Genomic DNA, 25789 nt, shown 5'->3' with positions numbered 1-25789 from the left:
ACGTGGCACCCCACGACCGCGCCGAGGCCGACCCGCACAGCGGGGTCCACCTCGCCCACCTCGAGGTGACGCCGCTGCGCCAGGTGCTGCGCCGCGTCGTGCTCGCGGTCGCGGTGCTGTTCGTCACCGTCGCGATCATCTACGCCGACCGCGACGGCTACCGCGACCTCGACCACCGCGGCCTGTCGGTCCTCGACTCGCTGTACTACGCCACGGTCACGCTCTCGACCACCGGCTACGGCGACATCACCCCGGTCTCACCGTCGGCCCGGGTGGTCAACATCCTGGTGATCACGCCGCTGCGGATCGCCTTCCTGCTCATCCTCATCGGAACCACCCTGGAGGCGCTCACCGCGCGCTCCCAGGAGGAGTTCCGCATCCGGCGTTGGAGGTCTCGGGTGCGCCACCACGTCGTCGTCTGCGGGTACGGCACGAAGGGCCGCGCGGCGATCCGCTCGCTGCTGGGCTCCGGCACCCCGCACGACGAGATCGTCGTCGTCGACCCGAGTCCGGCCGCGGTGGAGGAGGCCACCTCCATCGGGCTGACCGCCATCGCCGGCGACGCCGGCCGCACCGAGGTGCTCACGCGGGCCGCGGTGCAGCGGGCCCGCTCGGTCATCGTCGCGGCCAACCGGGACGACGCCGCGGCGCTCATCACGCTGACCGTGCGCCAGCTCAACCCCGGCGTGCCGATCACGGTGAGCGTGCGCGAGGAGGAGAACGCCCAGCTGCTGCGCCAGTCCGGGGCGAACACGGTGATCACCACGTCGGCCACCTCCGGCCGGCTGATGGGCCTGTCGACGTCGAGCCCCGGCGTCGTCTCGGTCGTGGAGGACCTGCTCACCTCGGGCACCGGGCTCGACCTCACCCAGCGGCCGGTCGCCTCCGGCGAGGTCGGGCTGCCGCCGCGGCAGCTGCGCGACGTCGTCCTGTCGGTGACCCGCGGCGCACGGACGCTGCGCTTCGACGACCCGCTGATCGGCACGCTCGAGACCGGCGACGTCCTCGTGGTCGTCAAGTCCCACGGGCCGGCGGCCGCCTAATCGGTGCGGCGGACCCAGGTGGCCGTCGGCTCGCCGCGGCCGCGCAGCTCCACCTCGGCGTCGCGGACCCAGTGCGCGCGCTCCTCCGCCGGCGCCGCGCAGACCGTCGGCTCGCTGGCCACCGCCCGGCCGGAGAGGTCCTTGGCCAGCTCGGTCAGCCGGGCGGCCTCGTTCACCGGGTCGCCGATGACCGTGTACTCCAGCCGGCTCGCCGCCCCGACCTGCCCGGCCCAGACCCGCCCGCAGGAGACACCGACGCCGATGTCGAGCTTCCCGGCCTTCCGGACGCCGTCGCAGATCCGGCGGGCGGCCCGGAGCGCGGCGCCGGACGGGTCGGGGTGCTCGGTGGGGGCGCCGAAGACGCACAGGGCGGCGTCCCCCTCGAACTTGTTGACCAGACCGCCCTCGTCCTCGACGGCCTCGACGACCACCTCGAAGAAGCCGTTGAGCAGGCCGACCATCTCCTCCGGCCCGGTGCGGCGGACCAGCGAGGTCGAGCCGACGACGTCGACGAACAGCGCCGCCACCGTGCGCAGCTCACCGCCGAGCTGCACACCGTCCTCGAGCGCCCGCTGGGCGACCGTCGTCCCGACGTGCCGGCCGAACAGGTCGCGCAGCCGCTCGCGCTCGGCGAGCCCGGCGGCCATGGAGTTCACGCCCTCCTGCAGCAGGCCGATCTCGCCGGCGTCGTCGACGGTCACGCTGGCGTCGTAGTCCCCCTCGCCCACCTTCTGGACGGCCTCGCGCAGCTCGCGCAGCGGCTGCCCCACGTAGCGGGCGGTGAGCAGCGTCGCCAGCCCGCCGACCAGCAGCGCCACGACGGAGAGGAAGACGACGGTGGCGCGGCCGGGGCCGTCCGGGTTGGACGGGTCGAGGAACAGCAGGACGAGCCCGAGCAGCGGCACCCCGCTGGTCAGCCCCCAGGTGAGCAGCAGCCGGGGGCGGACGCCGAGGGTCAACCGCCCGGCCGGCGGGTGCGCGGCGAGCGCGCGGGCGGTGACCGCACGGGCGGCGCGGGCGACCAGCAGATAGGTCACGCCCGCGGTCACCACGCCGCCGAGGAGCGTGGCGACGCCGGTGCGGATGCCGATGCGGGCGTCGGGGAACACCGCCGCCGAGACGACGCCGATGAGCACCGCGGCGATCCCCCAGATGACGCCGGCGACGATCGCGGTGTCGACCGGCAGCCGCAGCGCCTGGGTCGCCTCGGCCGTCGTCGGGGCGCGGTCGGCCATGAGCCAGGCGTTGGTCACCCGCTGCCGGCGCATCCCGATCAGCGTGCCGACCGGCAGCGCGATCACGGTGTAGCCCAGCGCCGTCCACAGGACGGCGGCACGACTGCCACCGCCGGCGTCACCGGAGACGCCGATGAGCAGCAGGGTGACCGTGGCGACGCCGACCAGGTTCGCGACGTTGACCAGGAGCACGATCACCGGGACGGCGAGCCGGCCGCTCGGCGCCCACGACGCCCAGTCGCCGTGCCGTTCGCTGCTCATGATCGCTCCAACGAGTCCCCGGCCTCCCCGCAACGGGAACCGCGATCATGATCACCGGATCGGGTCAACCGCGCGAACCGACCACCACGGTGAGCAGCACGACCGAGTCCTCCAGGGCGGTCAGGTCGTGCCGGGTGAGCGGCAGCACCAGGTAGTCGCCGGCGCGGCCGTCCCAGCTGCTCTGACCAGCGGTGACCCGCACCCGGCCGGACAGCACCTGGAGGGTGGCCTCGCCGGGGCTCTCGTGCTCGCCGAGCGCCTGCCCGGCGACGAGCGCCAGCAGGGTCTGGCGCAGCGCGGACTCGTGCCCGCCGTGCACCGTGTGCGCGCTGCGCCCGCTGTGCGCCTGCCGGGCGGCGGCGAGGTGGTCGTGCGCGAGGTCGGTCAGCGAGAGGCCGTCCATGCCGGTCAGCCTGCCAGGAGCCGGCCCCGGTGACGACGAGACCGGTGACCTGCGGGCGCGGTCGCCCGGGCGGTCAGAGCTCCGTGCGGCGGCCGCGGCGCACCGCACCGTCCCGGCCGTGCCAGTGGTTCAGCTGCAGGAGACCGAGGTCGGCCTCGACGTGCTCGAACCGGTGCACCTCGTCCAGGGGAAGACCGTCGATGTCCCGCCAGGCGCGGCAGTGCTCGTGGAGGAGGTGGGTGTGCACGGACATGTCTTCTTGCACGGCGGCGTTCCCGGAACGGGTTCACGACGCGCCGATGCGCCAAGATCCGGGTCGAGTTCGTCAGCATCGGAGGTCCCTCGTGGCACGCAGCGGTACCCGCCGCAAGCGGGTGGTCGGCGTCGTCGTCCTGGCGGTGATCGCGGTCGTCGTGGGGATCGCCACGACGGTCGTGGCGGCGGTGGCCGCACCCGAGCGGATCACCGCGCTGTGGGTCAGCGCGACGGTCGCCGACGACGGCAGCGCGCAGGTCGAGGAGGTCATCGACTACGACTTCGGCGGCCACCAGCGGCACGGCATCTTCCGCGACGTTCCCGGCCTGCGGACCTCGGCGCCGATCGAGGTCAGCTCGCCGGACGCGCCCGACTCGTTCACGCTGACCGGTTCCTTCCCACCCCAGATCAAGATCGGCGACCCGGACGAGACGGTGAGCGGGCAGCACCGGTACGTGCTGCGGTACACGGTGGACGGCGTCGCCCCGGGCGGGGCGTTCGCGTGGGACGCCGTCGGCACCGGCTGGCAGGTCGACATCGAGGACGTGGAGGTGCACGTCGTCGCTCCGACGTCGCTGTCCGGTCAGCGGTGCGTGGCCGGGACGACCGGGTCGACCGACCGGTGCGCGATCGACCAGCCGGAGCCCGGGCACCTCGTGGCGCACGTCGACCGGGTGCCCTCCGGCGAGGGCGTGACCGTCTACGCGACCGCCGGGGAACCGCTGGCCACCGCGCCGGCGCAGCCCTCCCCGCCGTCGCAGGCCGCGGCCGCCCCGCCGACCGGCACCTCGCCCGCCGTCCCCGGTCTGCTCGCCGGTGTGCTGGCCCTGCTGGTGGGTCTGCTGACCGTGCGGGTGCTCCGGCAGGCCGGCCGCGAGCGGGTACCGGCCACCGGCATCCCGTCGCTCGGCGCTCCGGGCGAGGAGGCGCGGATCGACTTCGAGGAGCTCGGCGGCTACGCGACGCCGACGCCGACGCTGCCGGCCGGGCTGTCAGCGGCGCAGGGCGGCGTGCTGCTCGCCGACGCCGTCCGCAACGAGCACAAGGCCGCGTGGCTGGTCGAGCAGGCGGTGGCCGGCACGATCGAGCTCACCGGCGGCGAGGGCTGGGACGCCAAGGACATGGCGCTGGTGCGGCTCGCCCCGGGGGACGCCGGCGCGCAGCGGCTGCTGGACACGGCCTTCCGCGGCCGGCAGGTGGTCGTGCTCGGCCGCTACGACCAGGACTTCGCCGGCATGTGGAAGCAGCTGGGCGAGGAGCTCTCGGGGTGGCGCCGGGCCTCCGGGCTGTGGGACGGCGCCGCCGACTCCCGGACCGTTCTCGTGCGCGTGCTCGGCACGCTGGTGGGCCTGGTCGGGGCCGGCCTCGCGGTGCTCGGCGGGTGGCTGTCGGCCGAGCAGGTGACCCTGCCGCTGGTGCTCGCCGGTGTCGGGGGCGTGCTGGTCGGCGCCGGGTTCGCCGGGCTGGTGCGCGGGTGGGAGCTCAAGGTGCTGACGCCGGCCGGCTCGGCGACCTGGCTGCAGGCGGAGTCGCTGCGGCAGTTCCTGGAGCAGTCGCCGCCGACCGCGATCGACGAGGCGGTCGGGAACGGCCGGCTCGGCATCTACACGGCGTGGGCGCTGGCGCTGGGTCAGGGGAAGCGCTGGAGGGAGCTCGCGACGACGGCCACCGTGCCCGGGCGGCGCGGCTACTACTCCGACCCCTACTACCGGTATGCCGCCTACAGCCCGGTCTTCGTGCACAGCTGCTCGACCGCCGGCACCGCGCCGTCGTCGTCCTCGTCCGGTGGCGGCGGGGGCGGCGTCGGCGGCGGTGCCGGGGGCGGGGGTGGCGGCTCCTGGTGACGGCCGGCCGGCAACCGGCCGACCGTCACCATCGGCTCACGGCGCGGTGATCGACACGGCCTCCACGTCGGCCGTACCCGGGACGGCGCCGGCCACGGAGAAGAAGGCGAGCAGGTTGCGGCCGATCGCGGTCAACCCCTGGTAGTCGCCGAGGAAGTACCCCCGGGCGACCGGTGCGTTCCTCATGTCGAAGTCCCCCGGGTAGAGCGACCGCTCCGGTTCCCAGGCCGCCCCGGCCGTGTGGGAGTGGGCGAGCACGACCGAGGTGGTCGCCCCGCCCCCCGGGAGGTTGTTCCGGAAGTCGTAGTAGAGAACGGCGACGGTCCCGTCCGAGGTCACCGCCACCGTCGCGTTGAACGCGGCCGCAGCGGCCACCGGCGTCTGGTTCACCTGCACCGGCGTGGTCCAGGTCCGGCCGTTCGTCGACGTGGACAGGACCACGTCCGGCGTCGTCCCGCCGGAGAACCGGGCGTCGGACCACACCACGTAGATCCGCCCGGCCGCGTCGACCGCGATGTCGGGGATCTCCACCCCGGCGCGCACCGGATCCACCTGGTTGTCCGGGTCGCAGACCCCCTCGACGCCGCAGCCCTGAGGATCGACGAAGTTCGAGATCCTGCTGACCGGCGACCAGTGCCGCCCCGCGTCGGTGGACACCATCACGCCGATGAAGTTCTGGTTCGGCGAGGGCTGCACGCCCGAGCCGCGACCGCTCCAGAAGACGTCCACGAGCGTGCCGTCGGGCAGCACGGCGATCTGGTTGCCCAGGGTGAACACGTTCGCGTTGCTCATCGCCACCGGCGTCGACCACGTCGCGCCGTAGTCGCTCGTGAACGAGAACATCGGCTGCCCGCGGTAGGCGAAGGAGTGCGCCTCGGAAGTCAGGCTGCGGTTGCCACCCGGCAGGGTGCCGCGGTCCCACACCGCGTAGACGTACCCCGGCCTGGTCGGGTCGGCGGTGATCGACTCCTTGTCGTTGAAGTGCAGGGCGTCGTCGTCGCGGATCAGCGTCGTGGGCGCACCCCAGGCGAGGTCGCCGTTCGCCAACGGGGAACCCTTCGACACCAGGATCGCCGAGGTCACCTGGTCGGCGGAGACCGACAGCGAGATCTGGTAGGCGTTGCCCGCCGGGTCGAAGGTGACCCAGGGGTCGGAGGCACGGTCGTAGACCGGATCGCCGCCGGAGCACTCGCTGAACCTGGCGGCGGTCTGCGACCAGGACGCCCCGCCGGTGAGGGACGTCGAGGTGGTCAGACCGCGGGCTCCGCCGTCGCTCCAGCGGTCCTGCTGGTAGACGCCGACGATGTGGTTCGGGTTGGTCGGATCGACCGCGACGAACGGCTCCACCTCGGTGTTCGGGTAGTTCGTCCCCGTCGGCCCGCCGGCCGTGCAGGCGGGGTTCAGAGGATTGGTCGCCGAGGCGAGGACCGGTGCCCCGACGGTGTACGGGTAGGCCGCGGCCGGGCCCGCCCCCACGAGCAGCACAGCTGCCGATGCGCCCGCGATGATGGCAGTGCGGTCGGTACGCAAGAGACCACCTCCAGCGTCGGAGATCCGACGGCGGATGGCCCTCCGCCGCCGGTGGACCTGTCCCCCGCTGGCGCCCCGTCCGTCCGATCGGCCCCGCCACACCGGCGAGACCGATCGGTCCGCGCGGCGCAACATAGCCCGCTCACAGGTGGGTCACCAGATGCTCCGCAACTGGGCCGACAGGGCCCCGGCGTGTCGGAGCACCGGCTCCGAGCGAGACCGCTTCAGCCGACGGCGACCGGCTCGCGGTCGACGACCGGGGCCGGGACGACGGTCGGCCGGAAGCCCTTGGCGATCAGGTAGACGGCGAGGCAGATCTCCCACGCGAACACCGGGGCGACGAACAGCACCGCCACGGCGGAGAACAGCTCGGTCCCGCCGAACATCGACATCAGGTTCCAGCCGAACACCAGCGGCCCGCCGACCAGGCCGAGGACGGCGATGAACCGCGGCACCAGGCGCGAGCGGTACATGAGCGCGGCCAGGACGACGGTGTTCGTGCCGCAGACCAGGCCCGGGCCGACCAGGAACGTCCAGTCGCGCACCGCCACCAGGCCTTCGGCGACGGGCTCGGTCGCGGCGCCCGACTGCCGCAGGGTGACGACGGCGAGCAGCGCGACGACGCCGGCGACGATGACCGCCGCCTCCAGCGTGCGCAGGCCGACGTAGCCGATCGCCAAGCCCTCCCCGTGGCGCTTCACCACCGGGTACAGCGCGACCGCGGTGCCGACGACGGACAGCGCGAGGAGCACGTCGCACAGGCCGCCGACCAGCACGCGGGTGTCGCTCCCGGGGCCCAGCGGGTCGTCGAGGAGGCCGCCGTACAGGACGACGGCCGCGATCGACGTCACGTGGGTGATCAGGTACAGCACACCGGCGGTGATCGCTGTTCTGCGTTTCATCGAGGGCCTCCTCCGTTCGAGGTGTACGGCGTACACCATGCCGGAGACCGTAGGTGTACCGTGTACACCTGTCAAGGAGGGAGGCGCCGGTGCCCCGCGAACGGCTCAACCGCGACCGCGTCCTGCAGGGCGCCGTCGCGCTCGCCGACCGGTCCGGCATCGAGGCGCTGAGCATGCGCGCGCTCGCCCAGGACCTCGGCGTCGTCCCCATGGCGCTGTACAAGCACGTCAAGGACAAGGACGAGCTGCTCGACGGGATGGTCGACGTCCTCATCGACGAGTTCGAGCCGCCGGACCCGGCGCTGGACTGGAAGGCGGCGATCCGGCACCGCCTGCTCTCCGCGCGGCGGGTCGTGCTGCGCCACCCCTGGGCGCGCAAGGCCATCGAGTCGCGCACCCGCCGGACGCCGACCGTGCTGGCCTACATGGACTCGGTCACCGGCATGTTCCGCGCCGCCGGCTTCTCGGCGGACCTGACGCACCACCTGATGCACGCGCTCGGCAACCGGATCTGGGGGTTCAGCCCCGAGCTGTTCGACGAGCCGCGGGACGACGACGCCCCGCCGCTGACCCCCGAGCAGCAGGCCGCGCTGGCGGCCGAGTTCGCCCAGCGCTACCCGCACATCCTCGAGGTCGCCATGGCCGCGACCCGGGGCGACCTGTCCGGGGTCGGCGCGGGCTGCGACGAGGAGTTCGAGTTCGAGTTCGCCCTCGACCTGCTGCTCGACGGCGCCGAGCGGCTGCACGCGCGCGGCTGGAGCTCGCGCGATCGGGCGGCGCGCCCCGCTTGACCTTGCCCGCCGGTCAGGCCTCAGGCTGCCCGACGTGGACGAGCTCATGCCGATCGGCGACTTCTCGGCGAGGTCCGGGCTGTCGCCCAAGCAGTTGCGGAGCTACGCCGCGAGCGGGTTGCTGACGCCCGCGGCCGTGGACCCGTACACCGCCTACCGCTACTACTCCCCCGCCCAGCTCGGCGACGCCCGGCTGATCGACGCGCTGCGCGACGCCGGGATCCCGCTGGCCGAGATCTCGCTGCTGCTCCGGGACCGCGATCCCGGCCGGCTGCGCGCCTGGGCGGCGCGTGTCCGCGACGACGCCGAGCGCCGGCACGAGGCGCTCGACCAGGCGCTCGCCCTGCTCGGCTGCGCCGCCGACCGACCGACAGGAAGGAACACCATGGCGTACCTGGACTGCGCCGGACGGACCGACATCGGTCTCGTCCGGGAGAACAACGAGGACGCGATCGTCACCGGCTCCCGGTTCGTCGCCGTCGCCGACGGTCTCGGCGGCCACGCCGGCGGCGAGGTCGCCTCGCGCCTGGCCACCGAGCTGGTCGCCGCCAGCTTCACCGGGGGCTCGCTCGACGAGCTGGCGACGGCGGTCCGCGCCGCGAACTTCGCCGTCTGGGAGCGCGGGTCGAGCACGGCCGGGTCCGAGGGCATGGGGACGACGCTGGTCGCCGCCGGCCTGGTCGGCGACGGCGTGCTCGGCGTCGTGCACGTCGGCGACAGCCGGGCCTACCTGGTGCGCGACGGCGGGCTGCAGCGGCTGACCGAGGACCACACCGTGGCCGCGCAGATGGTCCGCGACGGCGAGCTCACCGAGGCCGACGCCGTCGGCCACCCGCACCGCAGCGTCCTGACCCGCGCGCTGGGCGTCGGCCCCGACGTACCGCTGGACGCGGTGGAGCGGGCGGTCGTGCCCGGCGACCGGCTGGTGCTGTGCAGCGACGGTCTGTTCAACCACGTGCCGGACGACGAGCTCGCCGCGCTGGCGCTCTCCGGGGCGAGCCCGCAGGCCGCCGTCGACACCCTGCTGGAACTGGGCCTGGCCCGGGGTGGGGAGGACAACCTCTCCGTCGTCGTCGCGGACGTGCGCGCCTGAGCGGCAGCGGGGTTAGGCTGCGGCGCATCACCGGGCGGCGAGGTGAGCCATGCGTGAGTTCGGCACCGTCATGGACGGCCTGTCCTACCTCGAGTGCCCGCGCTGGCACGAGGACCGGATCTGGGTCTCGGACTTCTACACCCACCAGGTGCTCTCGGTCCGGGAGGACGGCAGCGACCTCCGCCTCGAAGCGGAGGTGCCGGGTCAGCCGTCGGGACTCGGGTGGCTCCCCGACGGCCGGCTGCTCATCGTCTCCCAGCACGACAACCGGCTGCTGCGCCGTGAGCCCGACGGATCCCTCGCCACGCACGCCGACCTCTCGGCGCACGTGACCGGCGAGCCCAACGACATGGTCGTCGACGGGCAGGGCCGCGCGTTCGTCGGCAACTTCGGCTTCGACCTGATGGCCGGCGCCCCGGTCGAGCCGACGGTGCTCCTGCGCGTCGACCCCGACGGGACGGTCACGCAGGTGGCCGACGACATGTGGTTCCCCAACGGCAGCGTGATCACCGACGACGACGTCCTGCTGGTGGACGAGACGTTCGGCAACCGCATCACCGCGTTCGACGTCGACGCGGACGGCACGCTGACCAACCGTCGGGTGTGGGCGTCGTTCGGTGAGCTGCCGGGCGACCGTGACCTCCAGGCGGCACTCGGGCAGCTGAAGGTCGCCCCCGACGGCTGCGGTCTGGACGCCGAGGGCGCGCTGTGGGTCGCCGACGCGCTCGCCGGCCGGGTCCTCCGTCTCCGGGAAGGCGGCGAGGTCCTCGAGGAACTGCCCGTCGGCACCGGCGTGTTCGCCTGCATGCTCGGCGGATCCGACGGACGGACGCTGTTCCTGTGCAGTGCGCCGGACTTCGACCGCGCCGCTCGCAGTGCCGCGCGCGAGGCGCGCCTGCTCTCCTGCCGGGTCGACGTGCCGCACGGTGGTCGCCCCTAGTCCCGACGATCGCAGAGGGGGAATCGCATGGACGTCTCGGTCGCCTTCCCGACCGCGCTGGACTCGCACGAGAACATCGCGCTCGCGGAGGAGCTCGGGTACGCGCGGGCCTGGCTGTACGACACCCCGCAGAACAGCCCCGACGTGTGGATGTGCCTGGCTCTCGCCGCCGAACGCACCTCCCGCATCGGCCTCGGACCCGGCGTCCTGGTGCCCTCGCTGCGGCACCCCATGGTGAACGCCGCTGCGACGGCGATGCTGGTGGCGATGGCACCGGGCCGGGTCGAGGTCGCGTTCGGCACCGGTTTCTCGGGACGCCGGGCGATGGGCTACAGGGGCATCCCGTGGTCGTTCATGGCCAGGTACATCCGGGCCTACCGGGGGCTGCTGCGCGGCGATGTGGTCGAGTGGGAGGGCGCCCAGATGCAGATGATGCATCCGGCCGGCCACGCGCCGGCCCGGCCGATCGACGTCCCCGTCCTGATCAGCGCGCTGGGGCCGAAGGGCGCCGAGGTCACCCGCGAGCTGGCCGACGGGCTGTACGCGACGCTGCAGCTGCCCGACTTCGCCCGCGAGTTCGCGCGGGTCTCCTACCTGGCCTGGGGCACCGTCCTGGACGAGGGCGAGGACCCGACCGCCGAGCGGGCCCGTCTCGCCGGCGGCCCGGGGACCGCGCTCGCCTGGCACGGTGCGTACGAGTTCGGGGGCCAGGAGGCGGTGGCCGGACTGCCCGGTGGGAACGCCTGGAACGAGGTGGTGAGCCGGACGCCCCAGGACCGGAGGCACATCGCCGTGCACACCGGGCACTGCGTCGAGCTCAACGAGGCCGACCGCGCGGCGTGGGAGTCGGGCGGATCGACCCTGATGGAACCGACCACGCTCAGCGGGACGGCGGAGCAGGTCCGCGGCAAGCTCGACGACCTGGCCGAACGCGGTGTCACCGAGATCGTCTACCAGCCGTGCGGACCCGACGTCCGGCGCGAGCTCGAGAGGTTCCTCGACGTCGCCAGCCGCTCGGCGGCCGGCGTGGGCGGCTGAGCGCACCGTGCAGACGGCGGAGCTGCGCGAGCGCTTCGCCTCCTCCGCTGTCGCCCGGCTGGCGACCGTCCGACCGGACGGCGCTCCGCACCTCGTCCCCGTCGTGTTCGCGACGTCCGGGGACATCGTCTGGCTGGCCGTCGACGCCAAGCCCAAGCGGACGACGCAGCTGCAGCGACTGACCAACCTGCGCCGCGAGCCCCGCTGCGCCCTGCTCGTGGACCACTACGAGGCGGACTGGCGCCGGCTGTGGTGGGTGCGTGCCGACGGCACCGGCACGGTCGTCGACGAGCCGGACGCCGGCGACCCGGGCCTGGCCGCCCTGGTCGAGCGGCATCCGCAGTACCGGGTGGACCCGCCGGCCGGGCCGCTCGTCGTCGTGCGGGTCGACCGCTGGAGCGGGTGGTCGAGCGCATGAGCGCCGCACCGCATCAGCGCGGCTCCTGCCGACGGCTGGTGTCGATCCAGCCGTCGATGGTCGCCCACCACCGGTAGAGCCAGTCGGTCAGCTCGGCGTCCTCGCGCGGCACCTCGGCCGCAGGCACGAACCACCACCGCAGGCGCAGGGTCTTGTCCATGGGCAGGCCGCGCCAGAGGTCGCGGACGGTGCTGAGGTGTTCGAGCCCGGTGTGCGCGACGAAGACGACGTCGGCGTGCGGGGCGGCCCGGACCGCGGCGGTGAGTCCGCCCGGCCGGGGCGGGAGGACGTTCTGCATCGCCTCGGCCCGGCGGGTGGCCTTCACCAGCCCGCGCTGCCGCAGCCGCTGGATGGCCTTGAACCGGCGCTTCGGGGTGAAGTTCCCGCCCTCGGGGAAGATCAGCAGGGCGTCCTCGTCCCCCATGTCGCGGGCCAGGTCGGCGATCGCCTCCTCCGAGCTGTGGTCGCCCGGTGTCACGAAGTAGTTCGGCAACCGGTTGAGGTAGACGTCGATCAGCGGGTCGAGCTGCAGCACGTCCTTGAGCACGACCCGCGGCTGACGCAGGTGGTCTCGGTTCATGAGCGTGTGCACGAGCAGGAACGAGTCGCCCGGACCGGCGTGCCGGCAGAGCACCACCATGGCGTTCTCCGAGCCGGGCACGCCGTCGTCCATCGGCGACCACGACGTCCCGTCGGTGACCACCCGCAGCGCGAACAGCCGCCCGGCCGTCCGCATGAGCACGTCGAGCATCAGCCGCAGCGCGGTGTAGTGCGCCGTCCGGAACGCCGGGGCGTCGATCCGCCGGCCGAAGCCGCTCGCCACCCACAGAACCCCCGCGACGGTGAGCCCGGCCACCTCGAGGGCCAGGTAGACCAGTCCGAACGCCAGCAGCCGCAGCGCGTACCAGCGCCCCGGCAGGAACACCGAGACGACGACCGCCAGGACCACCAGGACCGGCAGCGAGATCACCGCGGCCGCCAGGGCGGCGACGAGCAGCAGGCCGGAGACGCGGCGGACCGGGCGAGGGGGCACCACGTCAGGCCGCCCCGTCCTCGGGAGCGACCAACTGGTCGAGGTAGTCGCGGGCGGCGACGTACGCCTGGTCGATCCGCTCGGGGACCTGCGAGAAGTTGCGGTAGCGCAGGTTGGCCGTCGAGGGGGGTGTCTCGTCGCCGGCCGGCAGCAGGCGCAGCGTCACGCCGGCGGGCAGCGCGGCCAGGTCACCGACGAACCGGTGCCGCCGGGCGATCTCGAAGGCCACCTGCGCCACCTCCCAGGGGCTGGCCGGCGGGTGCAGCGGACGGTCGATCCGCCCGACGTGCAGCACGTAGATGGTGTCGGCGCCCAGGGCGACCGCCCGGCCGACCGGGATGCTGTGCACGAGGCCGCCGTCCAGGTAGTGCTCGCCGTCCACCTCGACCGGCGGGAGCAGGCCGGGGACGGCGCACGAGGCGAGCACCGCGTCGACCAGCGCGCCGTCGGTGAACCAGTGCTCGGCGGCGCGCTCGATGCTGGCGGCCACGCACTGGAACGGAACGGCCAGCTCGTCGAAGGTCTGCACCGGCAGGTGGGAGGTGAGCAGGTCCCGCAGCGGCTCGCGCGGGTGCAGGTGCGTCCGGGTGCGCACGAGGGTGCCCACGCGGGCGAACACCGACCCGGCGAAGATCCGCTGGGAGGCGAGGTCCTCCCACACCTGGCGCAGCCGGTCCACCGCGCTCGGCGTGGGGTCGGCGGCCACCAGCGCGCCGTTGATCGCGCCCACCGACGTGCCCACGATCAGGTCGGGGCGGATCCCGCGCTCGAACAGCGCCCGCAGCATCCCGACCTCGGCCGCCCCCAGCACGCCCCCGCCACCGAGGACGAACGCCGTGCCGCCGGTCGGCGCGGGGGTCGAAGCCATGGACGCATCGTGCGCCATCCCGCTCGGGCGTGCGCGACCGTCCGCGGGGGGCGGGCCGGTTGACGCGTGTGTCATGGTGACCGGGTGGCGACGGTGCCGGACGGCCTGGTGGCGGTCGTCAAGCGCGACTGCCCCACCTGCACGCTCGTCGAGCCGGTGCTGGGGCAGCTCGCCGCCGCCGTCCCGCTCACCGTCTACAGCCAGGACGACCCCGCCTTCCCGGACGGGCTGCCGGTCGTCGACGACCGCGAGCTGGAGACCAGCTGGCGGCTGGGCGTCGAGACGGTGCCCACGCTGCTCCGGGTCGAGGACGGCGTGGAGACCGGGCGGGTCGTCGGCTGGCTGCGGTCGCAGTGGGAGGAGTTCACCGGCGTCCGCGGGCTCGGTGACGGGCTGCCCGAGCACCGGCCAGGGTGCGGGTCGCGCAGCGTCGAGTGGGGCGTCGAGGAGGAGCTCGCCCGCCGCTACGGCGGCCGCGTCCTCGCCAGCCGGCAGGTGGAGCTCGCCGACCTCGAGGACGACGTCGAGGCGATGTACGACCGCGGCTGGACCGACGGGTTGCCCACCGTCACGCCCACCGAGGAGCGGGTGGTGCGGATGCTTGCCGGCACCTCCCGCGCGCCGGACGAGGTGGTCGCCGTCGTCCCACCCGACCTGGTCGAGTGCACCGTCGAGAAGGTGGCGGTCAACGCCGTCCTCGCCGGGTGCCTGCCCGAGCACCTGCCGGTGGTGCTGGCCGCGGTCGAGGCCGCCTGCCGCGATGAGTTCGCCCTGCACGGGGTGCTCGCGACGACGTACTTCGCCGGGCCGGTGCTGGTCGTCAACGGTCCGGTCACCCGGCGGCTGCGGATGAACTCCGGCATCAACGCCCTCGGCCAGGGCAACCGGGCCAACGCCACGATCGGCCGGGCGCTGCAGCTGGTGGTGCGCAACGTCGGCGGCGGCCGGCCCGGCGAGGTGGACCGGGCGACGCTGGGCAGCCCCGGCAAGTTCACGTTCTGCTTCGCCGAGGCCGAGGACGAGCTGTCTCCGTTCGAGCCGCTCGCCGCCTCCCGCGGGGTCCCGGGATCGGCGGTCACCGTGTTCGCGGGGTCGGGGCTGATCCCGGTCACGGACCAGGCCAGCCGGACACCGGAGTCGCTGGCCCGCACCTACGCGCTCGTGCTGCGCACGGTCGGTCACCCCAAATCGGCGCTGGGCATGGACGCGCTGCTGATCGTCAGCCCCGAGCACGGCCGGGTGTTCCGCGAGGGCGGCTGGGACCGCGCCCGCCTGCTCGCCGAGCTCGAGCCGCTGCTGGTGATGCAGCCCGACGAGCTGCGCCGCGGGTCGCTGGGCATCGCCGAGGGCATGCCTCCGGGGCTCGACGACCGTCCGCTGCCGAAATTCCGCACCGGCGGCCTGCTGGTGGCCTACGCCGGCGGCCCGGCCGGCATGTTCTCGGCCGTCGTCGGCGGCTGGGCCAGCGGCGCCACCGGCAGCTCGCCGGTCACCGTCCCGATCGAGGAGGCCGCATGGCCCGCGTCCTGATCGACCCGACCTCGGAGCGCCGGCCGGCGGCGCGGCAGGTGAACCCGCGGCCCCCCTCGCTGGACGGCCGCACGGTCGGGCTGCTCGACATCTCCAAGAGCCGCGGCGACGTGCTGATCGACGAGCTGGAACGGCTGCTCGCCGCCGACGGCGTGCGGACCGTCCGGTACCGCAAGCCCACCTTCGCCCGGCCGGCACCGGTGGACCTGCGGCACGAGATCGCCACCCACTGCGAGGTGGTCATCGAAGCCCTGGCCGATTAGGGCTCCTGCACGTCGTGCAGTGTGCACGACATCGCAGACCTCGAGGGCCGAGGCGTCGTGGGGGTCTTCCTGGCCTCCGCGGAGTTCGCGGACGCCGCCGTCGCGCAGTCGGCTGCGCTGGGTATGGCGGTTCCGCACGTCCTCGTGCCGCACCCGATCCAGGACCGCACGGACGACGAGCTGCGGCACCTGGCCCGTGCCGCCTACCCGGCGGTGCTGGCCGCGGTGACCGGCGGCTGACCACGTACCTGCAGACGAAGGCCGGGGGGATCTTGGCGAAAAGGAAGACCCCAGGTACGGCCAATCGCCGCGAGTTTGCACACTGCGGCCTGCGCCGGCGGTGTCGGGCTGGCTGACCCGTCCGGCGAGGCCGGTGACGGAGATGACCTCCCGGTCACCGTGACGACCGCGCCCCCTCCTCGGCCAGCCACTGAACGCCCGGCCCGGTCAGCTGGGGCAGAGCTGTGCGGGTCCGGCCGGTGAGGAGGAGCAGCAGCGCCTGGACCGGCCCTCGGACCTCGACGCCGTCGCCTGCGGCCCATTCGACGTCCGTCGCGCTCAGCCGCAGTCCGCGCAGCCGGCGCCGGGCCCAGAAGGGCCAGCCCATGCGCCACACCCGGTCGGCGCCCTCACGTGCGGCGTCCAGCGGCATGGCGACCGTCCGGTCCAGAGGAACCGCGACGTCCTGGACGTGCACCAGGGTGTCGAAGAGCAGATTGTCCAGCGTGGTGATGGCCGGCTTGCGCCTGCTGCCGGCCAGCCGCCGCAGTTCGGAAACCAACTCGGCGCTCGGGCGGTCGGCGTGCCCGACCGCCAGGTCCCGGTTGACCACGTCGAAATCGCCCCGAGCGCGCAATGCCATGCCGAGGATGCGCAGGAGGCCCGGCGACTGCGGGGTCAACGCGATGTGCGCGGCGACATCCCTCACCCGCCACTCGGTGCACAGCGACGGCTGGTTGCACTGCGCCTCGTCGAGTCCGTCCAGCAGGTCGGCCAGCTGCCGGCGCTGGCCGGCGATCACTGCCCACTTCTCGTCGCGCTCCACGGGGCATTCCCCCTGAGATGGTGAGAGAGACTGACCAACTCGTCAGAGTGTCTTACTTCTCTCTAGCATCGTCAACCATGACCGGGGCGCTGAACGTCGGGCTGCTGCTGTTCCTGCCGTACCGGGCGATGGAGACGCGTGTGTTCGATGGGCTAGCGGCTGCGGGGTTCGACGACTTCACGCCCGCGCAGGCGCGGGTGTTCCAACGGATCGCGTCGACGGGCAGCCGGCTGACCGAGCTCGCCGCGCAAGCCGGGATCACCAAGCAGAGCGCCGGGTTCCTGGTCGACCAGCTCGAACGCGCCGGCTACGTGGAGCGCGTCCCCGACCCGGCCGACGGCCGGGCACGCCTTGTCCGGATTGCCGAGCGTGGCGCGCGCAGCGTGGAAGCCTCACGCCGGGTCGTCGCCGAGGTAGAGGCCGAATGGACCGCCCACCTGGGAGAGCAACGCATGAGGCAGCTCCGGGACATCCTGACCGATCTGCGAGAGATCACCGACCCCTGGCGGTGAGCCAAAGCGGCGGCGAGCGCGTCGGTTCCGCGCCCGTGTACGACGAAAGCCGGGGCCACCGCTGTCCGCGGTGGCCCCGGCCTTCGTTCGGGGTGGAGGTGGCGGGAATCGAACCCGCGTCCTACGACGCCAGTCCAGGGCTTCTCCGAGCGCAGTCCGCTGTGTCTCTGCTCGGCCCCACCGATCGCACGGACTAGCCGGTGTGACGGGCCCAGTCGCTGTTTGATGTCCCCTCCAGCACCCGCGACCGGTGCGGAGGGTCAGTCACCTAGCTGATGCCAGGATCCGGGCCGGTGACGAACCCGGGCTGACAGAGTCGAACTAGCTACTTAGGCAGCGAGTTCGAACTCGCGCTGACTGGAGTCGGCGCTTGTGTTGTTTGCAACGCGTGGTTAACGAGCTCATCGTTGCCTTCCTCGGCTCGCTTCCCCTGGCCAAACGACCGCAGTCGAGACCATTCACCCCCTGTGCAGTTGTGCAGTCAGGGTAACCGGCCGGGCCACCGAGTTGTTCCGCCGCCACGCGCGCATCACCCAGCCGCGTGCCGACCGCCGTCGCTACCCTCCGCGCATGCAGGGCGTGCGCGTCCGTGCCTGGGTCGGCACGATCGTGTTCCTCGTGGTCACACCGGGCGTGGTGGCCGGGCTGATCCCGTGGTCGATCACCAGGTGGCAGATCCCGTGGACCGGTGGGTGGGCCTCGCCGCTGGTGATCATCGGCGCCGTCCTCGTCGCCGGCGGCATCGTCGTCCTGCTCGACGCGTTCGTCCGGTTCGCCCGTGCCGACGGGACGCCGGCGCCCCCGATGCCGACCAAGCACCTCGTCGTCGTCGGGCCGTACCGGTACGTGCGCAACCCGATGTACGTGGCGGTGCTGTCGATCATCCTCGGGCAGGCCCTGATGTTCGGGAGCTGGGGGACGCTGCTCTACGGGGCCCTCGTGCTGTTCCTGGTGGCCTCGTTCGTGAAGCTCTACGAGGAGCCCACGCTCGAGGGCGAGTACGGCGACGAGTACCGGGAGTACCGGCGCCACGTCCACGCCTGGGTCCCCCGTCTTCGGGCGTGGAGCGGGGCGGCGACCTCTAAATCCAGTCGCGACGCTTGAAGACGCCGTACAGGATCACGCTGACCAGCAGCATCAGCACGATCGCGAACGGATAGCCCAGGTGCCAGTGCGTCTCGGGCATGTCGTCGAAGTTCATCCCGTAGACGGTCCCGACCAGGGTCGGGGCGAACAGGATGGCCGCCCAGGCGGAGATCTTCTTGACCTCCTCGCCCTGCGCGATCGACGTCTCGGTCAGCTCGCGGATCTCGTCGTTCTGCCGCTGCGCAACCAGGGTCGCGTTCACGGTGAGGATGTCGCGCAGCTGCAGCCGGAAACCGTCCACGCGCTCGTTGACCTGGACGACGTGGTCGGCGACGTCGCGCAGGTAGCTGCGCAGCTCCTCGTCGACGCCGTACTTGTCGAAGCCGGCGGTGATCGCGGCGAGGATCCCGGTCAGCGGCTGGGCGGCGCGCTGGAAGTCGAGGACCTCCTGCGAGAGCTCGTAGATGCGCCGGGAGACGCCCGGGTCCCCGCGGAAGACCTCGGTCTCGATCTCGTCGATGTCGTTCTCGAGGCCGGCGAGCACCGGCACGTAGCCGTCGACGACGGCGTCGAGGATCGCGTAGAGCACCGCCTCGCTGCCCTTGGCGAGCAGGTCCGGCTCGCTCTCCAGCCGGCGGCGCACCCGGGAGAGGTCCGGCGACTCGCTGTGCCGGACGGTGATGGCGAACTCCTCGCCGAGGAACAGGTGCAGCTCGCCGAACTCGACCTCTTCCAGCTCGTCGACGTAGCGGGCGGCCTTGAGGACGACGAACAGCGTGTTGCCGTACCGCTCGAACTTCGGCCGCTGGTGCGCCTGGATGGCGTCCTCGACGGCCAGCTCCGGCAGGTCGAACAGCTCGGCGAGCTCGCCCAGGTCCCGCGGCTCGGGCCGGTAGAGCCCCAGCCAGGCGAGGCGCTCCTCCCCCAGGTCCAGCTCGGCGCGGCTGTCGGCCGGTGACTCGGGCGTGGCGATCCGGCGGCCCGCCGAGTAGACGGCGTTGTCGACCAGCCGCGAGGTCCGGCGCGTCTCGGTCGCCGCCGCCGGCGTGGCCGGCGCGGGACGCGCGGGGCGGACGTCGACGCCGGGACGGCGGCCCAGGATGGACAGGGCGGTCAGGGGGGTGCGGCGGTCGGCCATGACGGACTCCCGATTCGACGCGGGGACGAGGACGCCGAGGAGGTCCTCCCCACGCGACCGCGCACCGGCCGATCCGGCCGTGCGTCAGGCGGGGAGAACCTCGGGACTGGGACTGGGAGGTTCGCTGCGCATCGCCCGAGCCTCCCTCCCTCGCCGGCCCCGTCCGTCACGATGTCTTCTCGCGCAAGGCCGTCGTCCATCGTGACACGTCGTGTCCAATCCGCGTCCCCCGGTCGGGTGAACACGCCATGACCAGCGGGGAAGCAGCTGGTCAGCACGATGACCTGCGCCGCGTGGTCGTCGCCCTCGCGGCACGACCCGCGGGTCGCGGCCACGCCGCGAGGGTGATGACCGGCGCGAGCTCAGCCGCGCGCGGGGAACAGCTCGGCGGGGTACGCGCCGGCGGCGACCAGCCGAGCCGAGAGGCCCCGGCCGAGCTCGACGACCCGCGCCGTCCGCTCCGGCCCGAGGTGCGCCCACGGCGCGGCCGACAGCTCGTCGGTCTCCGCCTCGATCCGCGCCCGCAGGTCGGCGCCCTCCGCGGTGAGCTGCCCGTCGGCGAGCAGACCGCGCTCGGTCAGCGACGCGACGGTCGCCGTCCAGTCCTCCTCGCTCCAGCCACGAGTGACGCGGGCGCCGTGCTCGCTGAAGCCGCGGCCGGTGACGACGTGGGTGATCAGCGCCTCGAGGCCGGTCAGGCCGGCGCGAAGCAGCGCGGCCAGGTGCCCGTCGCCGCGGTGCTCGCGCAGCAGCGTCGCCCCGTGCCACAGCTCGAGCACCGGCTCGTCGGGCCAGAGCAGGTCGGCGTGCCCCGCGTACAGCGGCCGCGCCTCGGGGGTGAGCACCGAGCAGGCCTCGCGCAGCAGCCCAGCCAGCTCCGCGACCTCCGGCGACCCGGCGGCGTCGCCGAGCAACCGGGTCAGCGACGCCCGCGCGGCCCCGAATCGGGCGGCGACGACCTCCTCCGGCGAGGCGAGGGTCCAGGCGCGGGGGATGTGCCGGGCGACCAGGGACGGCGAGAAGTTGTAGAACGTCGCGGCGACGACCCCCGGCCCGACCGGGCCCATCGGCGCCGCCCGCCCGGCGAAGTAGCACATGCGCCCCGGCCGCAGCCCGACGGCGGTGAGCCGCTCGTCGTGCTCGGGGGCGAAGTAGACGTTGTTGTGCAGGGGCTCCACCGCGCGGTGGGCGCGGGCGACCACGCGGGGGTCGAAAGCGGGCGAGTCGACGCTGACCATGGCCGCGATTCGATCAGGCCCAGGAACCGCCCCCGCCGCCGGGTCGGCTGAGCAGCACCCACGTGAGCACCGGGCCGAACGGACCGAACGGCAGCATCCGCAGCTGCCATGGCTTCGGGTCCTCCCCGAAGCGCTCGGCCACCAGGCCGGTCAGGCGCGCGCTGAGCACCAGGACGGCAGCGACGAGCACGATCGAGCCCGCCGCGATCGCCAGCCCGGTCATGCCGGAAGCGTAGTTCGGTCGCGCCGGTACATCAGGTAGTCGCCGCGCTCGCTGACGCGCGTGAAGCCGGCGCGCTCGTACAGCGCGCGGGCGGGGTTGGCGCGGTGCACGCCCAGTTCGACCGACCGCCCGTCGGCATCGGCGACCACGCGGTCGAGCAACCGCCGGCCGAGGCCGCACCGCCGGAACTCCGGCAGCACCTGCACGGTGACGACGGTGGCGGTCTGGCCGGTCGGCATCCACATGACGAAGCCGGCCGGCTCGCCGGCGACCTCGGCGACCGTGGTTCGCAGCAGGTTCGCCACCCACAGCTCGAGGTTGCGGTCGGTGGCCCGGATCCAGGCGGGTTCGGCATCCGGCTCGACGTCGCGGATGTAGGCCAGCTCCGCGCGGTAGACCATCGGCAGGTCATCCGGCGTCGCCGCCCGGAACGACGGCGTCACGAGCGAGGTGGCAGCGCGCGGGCCCACGACACCGAGGTGCGCCGGACCGTGAAGCCGAGCCCCTCGTAGAGGCGCAGCGCGCCGGTCACGTTCTCGCTGTCGACCTGCAGGCTGGCCCGCCCGCAGCCGGCGTGGGCGGCGGCGCGCAGCGAGGCGGCGATCGCGGTGGTGGCCAGGCCGCGGCCGCGGTGCTCGGGCAGGGTGCCGATCTGGCCGAAGTGGGCGTCGGCCACCCCGGTCGCCCGGGTGTCGGAGTCGTAGACGTAGACCAGCGCGTAGGCGGCGACCGCGCCGTCCACCAGCGCCAGCGTGGACAGCTCCGGCCGGAACGCGCGCTGCCCGGTGAACATCACCTGCCAGGACGCCGGATCGCGCTCGCTGGAGCCGTGGTGGCGGGTGAACGCCGCGTTGTGCGCCCGGCGGACCTCGTCGTCCCTCTCCCAGGTGAACGGCACGAGCTCGGCGGAGGGGACGGCCGGCAGGTCGGAGAGCGGGCGCTCCATCAACCGGTACCACCGCTCGGCGGTCAGCCCGGCCCCCTCGACCAGCGCGGCCAGCCCGGGCATCGTCTCGAACACCCCGACGGAGAGGCGCGCCGGCGCCTCCGGGTGCCGCTCGGCGTGGATCTGCGCACCCCGCGCCAGCTGCCAGTCCAGCACCGCCCGCCCGATGCCCCGCCGGCGGTGCTCCGGGTGCACCCGGCCCTCGAGGTACACGGCGAACGCGTCCCGGAACGTCGGGGGCGCCAGCGTGGTCCCGTACGCGACGATGCCGCCGTCCTCGCCGCAGACCGCCAGCCCGTCGCGATCGAGGTCGACCAGCTCGTTGACCCACCACTCGGTGAGGTCGTCGGCCTCGAAGTTCTCCCCGGTGTCGTCCACCTTCTCGGCGGCCTGCAGCAGGCCGGCGACGGCGTCGACGTCGTCGGGGGTCAGCGGCCGCGTGGTCAGGCCGGCGGGCAGGGGCAGCGGGGCGGGCACGCCAGGGAGGGTAGGGAGACCGGCGGTCGCTCGCGAACGGTTATGCCGCGGACCGACCGAAGGCGGGGGGCCTCCACACCGCAGGGCCGCAGGGCTCTGGCCGCTCCCCGGGCGGCGGGCCAGGCTCCGACAGCGCACGGGGGTACCCGAGAGGAGGGCCCCCATGGCCCGCTACCTGTTCATCGCCAACTACGGGCCGCAGGGCTCGCGCGCTCTGATGCAGGCCGGTGGATCGGCCCGCGTGACCGGGATCGAGAAGACCCTCTCCGGTCTCGGTGGCCGGCTCGAGTCGTTCGACTTCGCGTTCGGCGGTGACGACGCGTTCGTGATCGTCGACGTGCCCGACGCCGAGACGGCCGCCGCGGTGGCCTTGACGGTCAACGCGAGCGGCACGGTCAGCGTGCGGACGGTCGCGCTGCTCACCCCGGAGCAGGTCGACCGCGCTGCCCAGATCCGCCCCGACTACTCGCCTCCGGGGCAGAGCTGACCCGAGCGCTCTACTCCCGCACCCAGAGGCAGAACGGGTGACCGGCCGGGTCGAGGCAGACCCGGACGTCGTCCTGGGGCTGGAAGTCGGCGACCTTCGCACCGGCCTCGGTGGCGATCGCGACGGCGGCCTCGAGGTCGTCGACCTCGATGTCCAGGTGGACCTGCATCTGCTGGTCGCCGTCGCCGGCCGGCCAGGTCGGCGGGGTGTGGTCGTCCTCCAGCTGGAAGGACAGCCCGGCCCCGCCGCCCTCCGGGCGCAGCGTCGTCCAGGTGGGGTCGTCGCTGCCGATCGGCCAGCCGAGCAGGCGCTGGTAGAAGCGGGCCAGCCCCTGGGGGTCCGGCGTCCCGAGCACGGCGGCGGTCAACGAGAAGCTGGGCATCAGGTCTCCAGTCCGAACAGTCGGGCGCCGTTCTCCCACAGGACGGCGCGCAGCCACTCCTCCCCCAGGTCGAGCCGGTGCAGCGCCGCGAGCTGGTGCGCGTACGGATAGGGGATGCTCGGGAAGTCGCTGCCCAGCAGCACCTTCTCGCGGAGTGCCGACAACCGCGACCGGTCGGCCGGGTCGAACGGCATGAGCTGCTCGGTGAAGTCGGTGCCGAACATCGTGGTGTCCAGGTGCACCCGCTCGTACCGCTCGGCCAGGTCGAAGAAGGCGGCGTACTCCGGCATGCCCATGTGCGCGATGACCAGCTGCAGCCGCGGGTGCCGCGCGAGCACCTCGCTCACCGGCCCCGGCCCGGTGTGCGTGCCGGCCCGCGGCCCCGACCCGCAGTGGATCACCACCGGTGTGCCCTCGGCCTCGAGTCGGCCCCACACCGCGTCCAGCACCGGCGAGCGCGGGTCGAACTCACCGACCTGCACGTGCACCTTGAACACCCGGGCGCCCCGGTCGAGCGCCTCGGCGACGTAAAACGGCGCCTCCGGCTCCGGGTAGAAGGTCGCCGACTGCAGGATCCGCGGATCGCGGCCGGCGAACTCCGCCGACCAGTCGTTGAGCCACGCGGCCATGCCCGCCTTGTGCGGGTAGGGCAGCGTCGGGAAGGCCCGCACGCCCAGCCGCTCGAGGACCGCCAGCCGCTCGTCCTCGTCGGGCATCGCGTAGGCGATCGGCCAGTCGGTGCCGTAGTGCGCGGCGCCGTCCTCGAAGAACTTCCAGACCTTCGCCTGCACCCGGGGCGGCAGGAAGTGCACGTGCGTGTCGACCAGCCCGGGCAGACCGAGCTCGCGCCAGTAGCGCGGAACGTCGGCGTCGTCCTCCGGCGGCCTGATCACAGCATCCATGGTTCGACTCCGCCCTCGCTCCGCTCCTCGGTCGCTGGCGCTCCCTGCGATGCTCACTCGGGCGTCGTTCTCACAACGTGACGACGACCTTGCCGCGCACGTGCCCGCCGGCCAGCAGCTCCTGCGCCTGGCGCACCTGCTCCAGCGGGAACGCCTTCGCGATCGAGACCCGCAGCTGGCCGGCGTCGGCCATCAGGGCCAGCTCCTCCAGGTCGTGCGCGTCGGGCCGCACGAACACGTACCGGCCGCCCAGGTCGCGGACCGCGGGGTCGACGATCGACACGATCCGGGCGGGGTCGCGCACCTGCTTCGGCGCGTCGGCCAGCGTGTCGCCCCCGACCAGGTCGAGGACGGCGTCGACCGGCTCGGCGAGCTGCCCGCTGATCGGCCCGGCGGAGTAGTCGAGCACCTCCGCGGCGCCGGCGTCGCGCAGGAAGCCGTGGTTGCGCGGGCTCGCGGTCGCGATCACCTGCGCGCCCAGCGCCACGGCGATCTGGACGGCGAAGAACCCGACGCCGCCCGCGCCGCGGTGCACGAGCACCCGGTCGCCCTCGCCGACGTCGAGCGCCTCGGTCAGCGCCTGGTAGGCGGTCAGCCCGGCCAGCGGCACGGCCGCGGCCTCGGCGAACGACAGCGACTGCGGCTTGCGGGCCACGCAGCGCACCGGGGCGGGCACGAGCTCGGCCATCGCGCCCCACTGGACGTCGTCCCGGCGGACGTAGGCGTACACCTCGTCACCCGGCGCGAGGTCGGTGACCGCCGGGCCGGCGGCCTCCACGACCCCGGACAGCTCCCAGCCCGGGATGATCGGGAAGTGGTGCGGGAACGCGCCGGCCAGCCGCCCGGCGCGGATGCCCAGGTCCACCGGGTTGACCCCGGCGGCCCGCGTGCGCACCAGCACGGTGTCGGGTCCGACCGGCGGCTCGGGCAGGTCGTCGCGCACGGTCAGGACGTCGACGTCGCCGAAACCGTCGTACGCGGCACCCCTCACCGGCGGCCCTTCACGTACCGGCCGAACGCCTTCTGGATCTCCCGGCGCGAGTCGCGCTCGGCGAGGTCCTGCCGCTTGTCGTAGGCCTTCTTGCCGCGCGCGAGCGCGAGGGTGGCCTTGACCTTGCCGTCCTTGAAGTACAGGTCGAGCGGGACGAGCGTGAGCCCGCCCTCCTTGGTCTTGCCGATGAGCTTGTCGATCTCGGCCCGGTGCATGAGCACCTTGCGCTTGCGCCGCGGGGCGTGGTTGGTCCACGTGCCCTCGGTGTACTCGGGGATGTGCACGTGCTGCAGCCACACCTCGCCGTCGTCGACGGTGGCGAACCCGTCGACGAGCGAGGCACGGCCGGCACGCAGGCTCTTCACCTCGGTGCCGGTGAGCACCAGGCCCACCTCGTAGGTGTCGAGGATCGAGTAGTCGTGCCGCGCCTTCTTGTTCTGGGCGATGAGCTTCCGCCCCTGTTCACGCGGCATGACACCAGGTTACCGAGACGCCGTCACACGGGCCGTCACATGCTCCGACCGCAGCCTGTGCGCCATGACCGCACTCCTGACCGCACCCGCACCGGCCCCGGTTCCGGAGCCCGCCCCCGCGCCGGCCCGCGACCTGCTCACCGTGCTCGGCGACGCGCTCGTGCTGTGCGCCGAGTGCGACGACGCGGAGCTGGGCAGCTGCACGCACGCCGGCCAGGCGGTCCTCTCGCTGGCCGCGCTGGCCCGCCGGACGGCCGCCGCGCTCGGCGTCGACCCCGGCGTCCCGCTCACCGCCGGGCCCGGCGTCGTCGTCGTCCGTGACCTGTCCTCGGCGACCGGCCTGCTCGTCCGCGCGGTCGGCTCGAGCGCGAGCCCGTCCACCGACGTCGCCGAGGAACTGCTCGTCCGGCTGCACAAGGGGCTGACGGCGAACCCGTGATCG

At 73.6% G+C, this 25789-nt stretch carries 29 protein-coding genes, 1 other RNA gene and 1 pseudogene; 13 read left to right on the top strand and 18 right to left on the bottom strand.

What is annotated here, in order from left to right:
* The first annotated feature begins 2 nt into the window (after nucleotides 1–2).
* On the top strand, nucleotides 3–1043 hold the full coding sequence (locus GGQ55_RS14760) for a potassium channel family protein (protein ID WP_179717924.1): 1041 nt from the start codon (nucleotides 3–5) through the stop codon (nucleotides 1041–1043).
* On the opposite strand, the gene GGQ55_RS14755 is transcribed toward GGQ55_RS14760, so the two are convergent.
* The 3 genes from GGQ55_RS14755 to GGQ55_RS14745 all read right to left on the bottom strand — a co-directional run bounded on the left by GGQ55_RS14755 (nucleotide 1040) and on the right by GGQ55_RS14745 (nucleotide 3195).
* The gene (locus tag GGQ55_RS14755; RefSeq protein WP_179717922.1) at nucleotides 1040–2539 is read right to left on the bottom strand and encodes an adenylate/guanylate cyclase domain-containing protein; all 1500 of its coding nucleotides are present in this window, start codon (nucleotides 2537–2539) and stop codon (nucleotides 1040–1042) included. The two genes, GGQ55_RS14760 and GGQ55_RS14755, sit on opposite strands and share 4 nt — an antisense overlap.
* A 64-nt stretch (nucleotides 2540–2603) precedes the next feature.
* Nucleotides 2604–2942 carry a cupin domain-containing protein gene (locus GGQ55_RS14750; RefSeq protein ID WP_179717920.1) on the bottom strand — a complete coding sequence of 113 codons (339 nt, stop codon included), beginning with the start codon at nucleotides 2940–2942 and terminating at the stop codon, nucleotides 2604–2606.
* A 73-nt stretch (nucleotides 2943–3015) separates the two neighbouring features.
* Nucleotides 3016–3195 carry a hypothetical protein gene (locus tag GGQ55_RS14745; RefSeq protein WP_179717919.1) on the bottom strand — a complete coding sequence of 60 codons (180 nt, stop codon included), beginning with the start codon at nucleotides 3193–3195 and terminating at the stop codon, nucleotides 3016–3018.
* A gap of 91 nt (nucleotides 3196–3286) precedes the next feature.
* On the opposite strand from GGQ55_RS14745, the gene GGQ55_RS14740 reads away from it, so the two are divergent.
* Complete coding sequence (locus tag GGQ55_RS14740; protein ID WP_179717917.1) at nucleotides 3287–5041, top strand: DUF2207 domain-containing protein; 1755 nt, start codon at nucleotides 3287–3289, stop codon at nucleotides 5039–5041.
* 36 nt (nucleotides 5042–5077) lie between these two features.
* On the opposite strand, the gene GGQ55_RS14735 is transcribed toward GGQ55_RS14740, so the two are convergent.
* Nucleotides 5078–6526, bottom strand: a complete 1449-nt coding sequence (locus GGQ55_RS14735) for a sialidase family protein (RefSeq protein WP_179717915.1) — start codon at nucleotides 6524–6526, stop codon at nucleotides 5078–5080.
* A gap of 269 nt (nucleotides 6527–6795) precedes the next feature.
* Nucleotides 6796–7473 carry a DUF4386 domain-containing protein gene (locus GGQ55_RS14730; protein ID WP_246323818.1) on the bottom strand — a complete coding sequence of 226 codons (678 nt, stop codon included), beginning with the start codon at nucleotides 7471–7473 and terminating at the stop codon, nucleotides 6796–6798.
* Between the two features lie 89 nt (nucleotides 7474–7562).
* Here GGQ55_RS14730 and GGQ55_RS14725 point away from each other — a divergent pair, with 89 nt between their 5' ends.
* From GGQ55_RS14725 to GGQ55_RS14705, 5 genes are read left to right on the top strand one after another with little or no spacing between them, the layout of a single operon-like run.
* The gene (locus GGQ55_RS14725) at nucleotides 7563–8264 is read left to right on the top strand and encodes a TetR/AcrR family transcriptional regulator (protein ID WP_218859283.1); all 702 of its coding nucleotides are present in this window, start codon (nucleotides 7563–7565) and stop codon (nucleotides 8262–8264) included.
* Nucleotides 8265–8298: 34 nt separating this feature from the next.
* A complete protein-coding gene (locus tag GGQ55_RS14720) occupies nucleotides 8299–9357 on the top strand; it encodes a MerR family transcriptional regulator (RefSeq protein WP_179717911.1) in 1059 nt (352 codons plus the stop codon).
* A gap of 49 nt (nucleotides 9358–9406) precedes the next feature.
* Nucleotides 9407–10297 carry an SMP-30/gluconolactonase/LRE family protein gene (locus GGQ55_RS14715; RefSeq protein WP_179717909.1) on the top strand — a complete coding sequence of 297 codons (891 nt, stop codon included), beginning with the start codon at nucleotides 9407–9409 and terminating at the stop codon, nucleotides 10295–10297.
* A 27-nt stretch (nucleotides 10298–10324) separates the two neighbouring features.
* Nucleotides 10325–11335, top strand: a complete 1011-nt coding sequence (locus tag GGQ55_RS14710) for an LLM class flavin-dependent oxidoreductase (RefSeq protein WP_179717907.1) — start codon at nucleotides 10325–10327, stop codon at nucleotides 11333–11335.
* A 7-nt stretch (nucleotides 11336–11342) separates the two neighbouring features.
* Complete coding sequence (locus GGQ55_RS14705; RefSeq protein ID WP_179717905.1) at nucleotides 11343–11753, top strand: TIGR03668 family PPOX class F420-dependent oxidoreductase; 411 nt, start codon at nucleotides 11343–11345, stop codon at nucleotides 11751–11753.
* A 13-nt stretch (nucleotides 11754–11766) separates the two neighbouring features.
* On the opposite strand, the gene GGQ55_RS14700 is transcribed toward GGQ55_RS14705, so the two are convergent.
* Entirely contained in the window at nucleotides 11767–12789 is a 1023-nt protein-coding gene (locus tag GGQ55_RS14700; RefSeq protein WP_179717903.1) for a lysophospholipid acyltransferase family protein, read from the bottom strand.
* Between the two features lies 1 nt (nucleotide 12790).
* On the bottom strand, nucleotides 12791–13654 hold the full coding sequence (locus GGQ55_RS14695) for a patatin-like phospholipase family protein (RefSeq protein ID WP_179717901.1): 864 nt from the start codon (nucleotides 13652–13654) through the stop codon (nucleotides 12791–12793).
* An 84-nt stretch (nucleotides 13655–13738) separates the two neighbouring features.
* On the opposite strand from GGQ55_RS14695, the gene GGQ55_RS14690 reads away from it, so the two are divergent.
* The gene (locus GGQ55_RS14690; protein ID WP_179717899.1) at nucleotides 13739–15184 is read left to right on the top strand and encodes a thioredoxin family protein; all 1446 of its coding nucleotides are present in this window, start codon (nucleotides 13739–13741) and stop codon (nucleotides 15182–15184) included.
* Nucleotides 15169–15687, top strand: a pseudogene (locus GGQ55_RS27865) (UGSC family (seleno)protein). Before GGQ55_RS14690 ends, GGQ55_RS27865 begins: the two are co-directional and overlap by 16 nt.
* Nucleotides 15688–15841: 154 nt before the next feature.
* On the opposite strand, the gene GGQ55_RS14675 reads toward GGQ55_RS27865, so the two are convergent.
* Nucleotides 15842–16492: a maleylpyruvate isomerase family mycothiol-dependent enzyme gene (locus GGQ55_RS14675; RefSeq protein WP_179717893.1), complete on the bottom strand. Its 651-nt coding sequence runs from the start codon at nucleotides 16490–16492 to the stop codon at nucleotides 15842–15844.
* Nucleotides 16493–16569: 77 nt separating this feature from the next.
* Between GGQ55_RS14675 and GGQ55_RS14670 the strand changes: the two genes are divergently transcribed.
* A complete protein-coding gene (locus GGQ55_RS14670; RefSeq protein ID WP_179717891.1) occupies nucleotides 16570–17004 on the top strand; it encodes a MarR family winged helix-turn-helix transcriptional regulator in 435 nt (144 codons plus the stop codon).
* A gap of 90 nt (nucleotides 17005–17094) precedes the next feature.
* Here the strand turns inward: GGQ55_RS14670 and ssrA are convergent.
* Nucleotides 17095–17470: a transfer-messenger RNA gene (gene ssrA / locus GGQ55_RS14665) on the bottom strand.
* A gap of 104 nt (nucleotides 17471–17574) precedes the next feature.
* On the opposite strand from ssrA, the gene GGQ55_RS14660 reads away from it, so the two are divergent.
* Nucleotides 17575–18108: a methyltransferase family protein gene (locus GGQ55_RS14660; RefSeq protein WP_179717890.1), complete on the top strand. Its 534-nt coding sequence runs from the start codon at nucleotides 17575–17577 to the stop codon at nucleotides 18106–18108.
* Here the strand turns inward: GGQ55_RS14660 and GGQ55_RS14655 are convergent.
* The 5 genes from GGQ55_RS14655 to GGQ55_RS14635 all read right to left on the bottom strand — a co-directional run bounded on the left by GGQ55_RS14655 (nucleotide 18086) and on the right by GGQ55_RS14635 (nucleotide 22112).
* Complete coding sequence (locus GGQ55_RS14655; protein ID WP_179717888.1) at nucleotides 18086–19228, bottom strand: magnesium and cobalt transport protein CorA; 1143 nt, start codon at nucleotides 19226–19228, stop codon at nucleotides 18086–18088. The two genes, GGQ55_RS14660 and GGQ55_RS14655, sit on opposite strands and share 23 nt — an antisense overlap.
* A gap of 362 nt (nucleotides 19229–19590) precedes the next feature.
* Complete coding sequence (locus GGQ55_RS14650; RefSeq protein WP_179717886.1) at nucleotides 19591–20466, bottom strand: SCO6745 family protein; 876 nt, start codon at nucleotides 20464–20466, stop codon at nucleotides 19591–19593.
* A 13-nt stretch (nucleotides 20467–20479) separates the two neighbouring features.
* Entirely contained in the window at nucleotides 20480–20689 is a 210-nt protein-coding gene (locus GGQ55_RS14645; RefSeq protein ID WP_179717884.1) for a hypothetical protein, read from the bottom strand.
* On the bottom strand, nucleotides 20686–21159 hold the full coding sequence (locus tag GGQ55_RS14640) for a GNAT family N-acetyltransferase (RefSeq protein WP_179717882.1): 474 nt from the start codon (nucleotides 21157–21159) through the stop codon (nucleotides 20686–20688). The genes GGQ55_RS14645 and GGQ55_RS14640 overlap by 4 nt, the downstream gene beginning before the upstream one ends.
* Complete coding sequence (locus GGQ55_RS14635) at nucleotides 21129–22112, bottom strand: GNAT family N-acetyltransferase (RefSeq protein WP_366489358.1); 984 nt, start codon at nucleotides 22110–22112, stop codon at nucleotides 21129–21131. The genes GGQ55_RS14640 and GGQ55_RS14635 overlap by 31 nt, the downstream gene beginning before the upstream one ends.
* A 163-nt stretch (nucleotides 22113–22275) precedes the next feature.
* On the opposite strand from GGQ55_RS14635, the gene GGQ55_RS14630 reads away from it, so the two are divergent.
* On the top strand, nucleotides 22276–22599 hold the full coding sequence (locus tag GGQ55_RS14630) for a GYD domain-containing protein (RefSeq protein WP_179717878.1): 324 nt from the start codon (nucleotides 22276–22278) through the stop codon (nucleotides 22597–22599).
* A 10-nt stretch (nucleotides 22600–22609) separates the two neighbouring features.
* On the opposite strand, the gene GGQ55_RS14625 is transcribed toward GGQ55_RS14630, so the two are convergent.
* The 4 genes from GGQ55_RS14625 to smpB form a co-directional block, all read right to left on the bottom strand.
* On the bottom strand, nucleotides 22610–22981 hold the full coding sequence (locus GGQ55_RS14625) for a VOC family protein (protein ID WP_179717876.1): 372 nt from the start codon (nucleotides 22979–22981) through the stop codon (nucleotides 22610–22612).
* The gene (locus GGQ55_RS14620) at nucleotides 22981–23883 is read right to left on the bottom strand and encodes an amidohydrolase family protein (RefSeq protein ID WP_179717874.1); all 903 of its coding nucleotides are present in this window, start codon (nucleotides 23881–23883) and stop codon (nucleotides 22981–22983) included. Before GGQ55_RS14620 ends, GGQ55_RS14625 begins: the two co-directional genes overlap by 1 nt.
* A gap of 70 nt (nucleotides 23884–23953) precedes the next feature.
* Complete coding sequence (locus GGQ55_RS14615; protein ID WP_179717872.1) at nucleotides 23954–24874, bottom strand: NADP-dependent oxidoreductase; 921 nt, start codon at nucleotides 24872–24874, stop codon at nucleotides 23954–23956.
* Nucleotides 24871–25347, bottom strand: a complete 477-nt coding sequence (gene smpB / locus GGQ55_RS14610; RefSeq protein WP_179717870.1) for an SsrA-binding protein SmpB — start codon at nucleotides 25345–25347, stop codon at nucleotides 24871–24873. The genes GGQ55_RS14615 and smpB overlap by 4 nt, the downstream gene beginning before the upstream one ends.
* 64 nt (nucleotides 25348–25411) lie before the next feature.
* On the opposite strand from smpB, the gene GGQ55_RS14605 reads away from it, so the two are divergent.
* A complete protein-coding gene (locus GGQ55_RS14605) occupies nucleotides 25412–25786 on the top strand; it encodes a hypothetical protein (protein WP_179717868.1) in 375 nt (124 codons plus the stop codon).
* Nucleotides 25787–25789: the final 3 nt, after the last annotated feature.

The sequence above is a fragment of the Petropleomorpha daqingensis genome (assembly GCF_013408985.1).
In the GTDB taxonomy this organism is placed as follows: Bacteria; Actinomycetota; Actinomycetes; order Mycobacteriales; family Geodermatophilaceae; genus Petropleomorpha; species Petropleomorpha daqingensis.
Note: the sequence above shows the minus strand (reverse complement) of the source record. Positions and strands in the feature narration are given on the sequence as shown.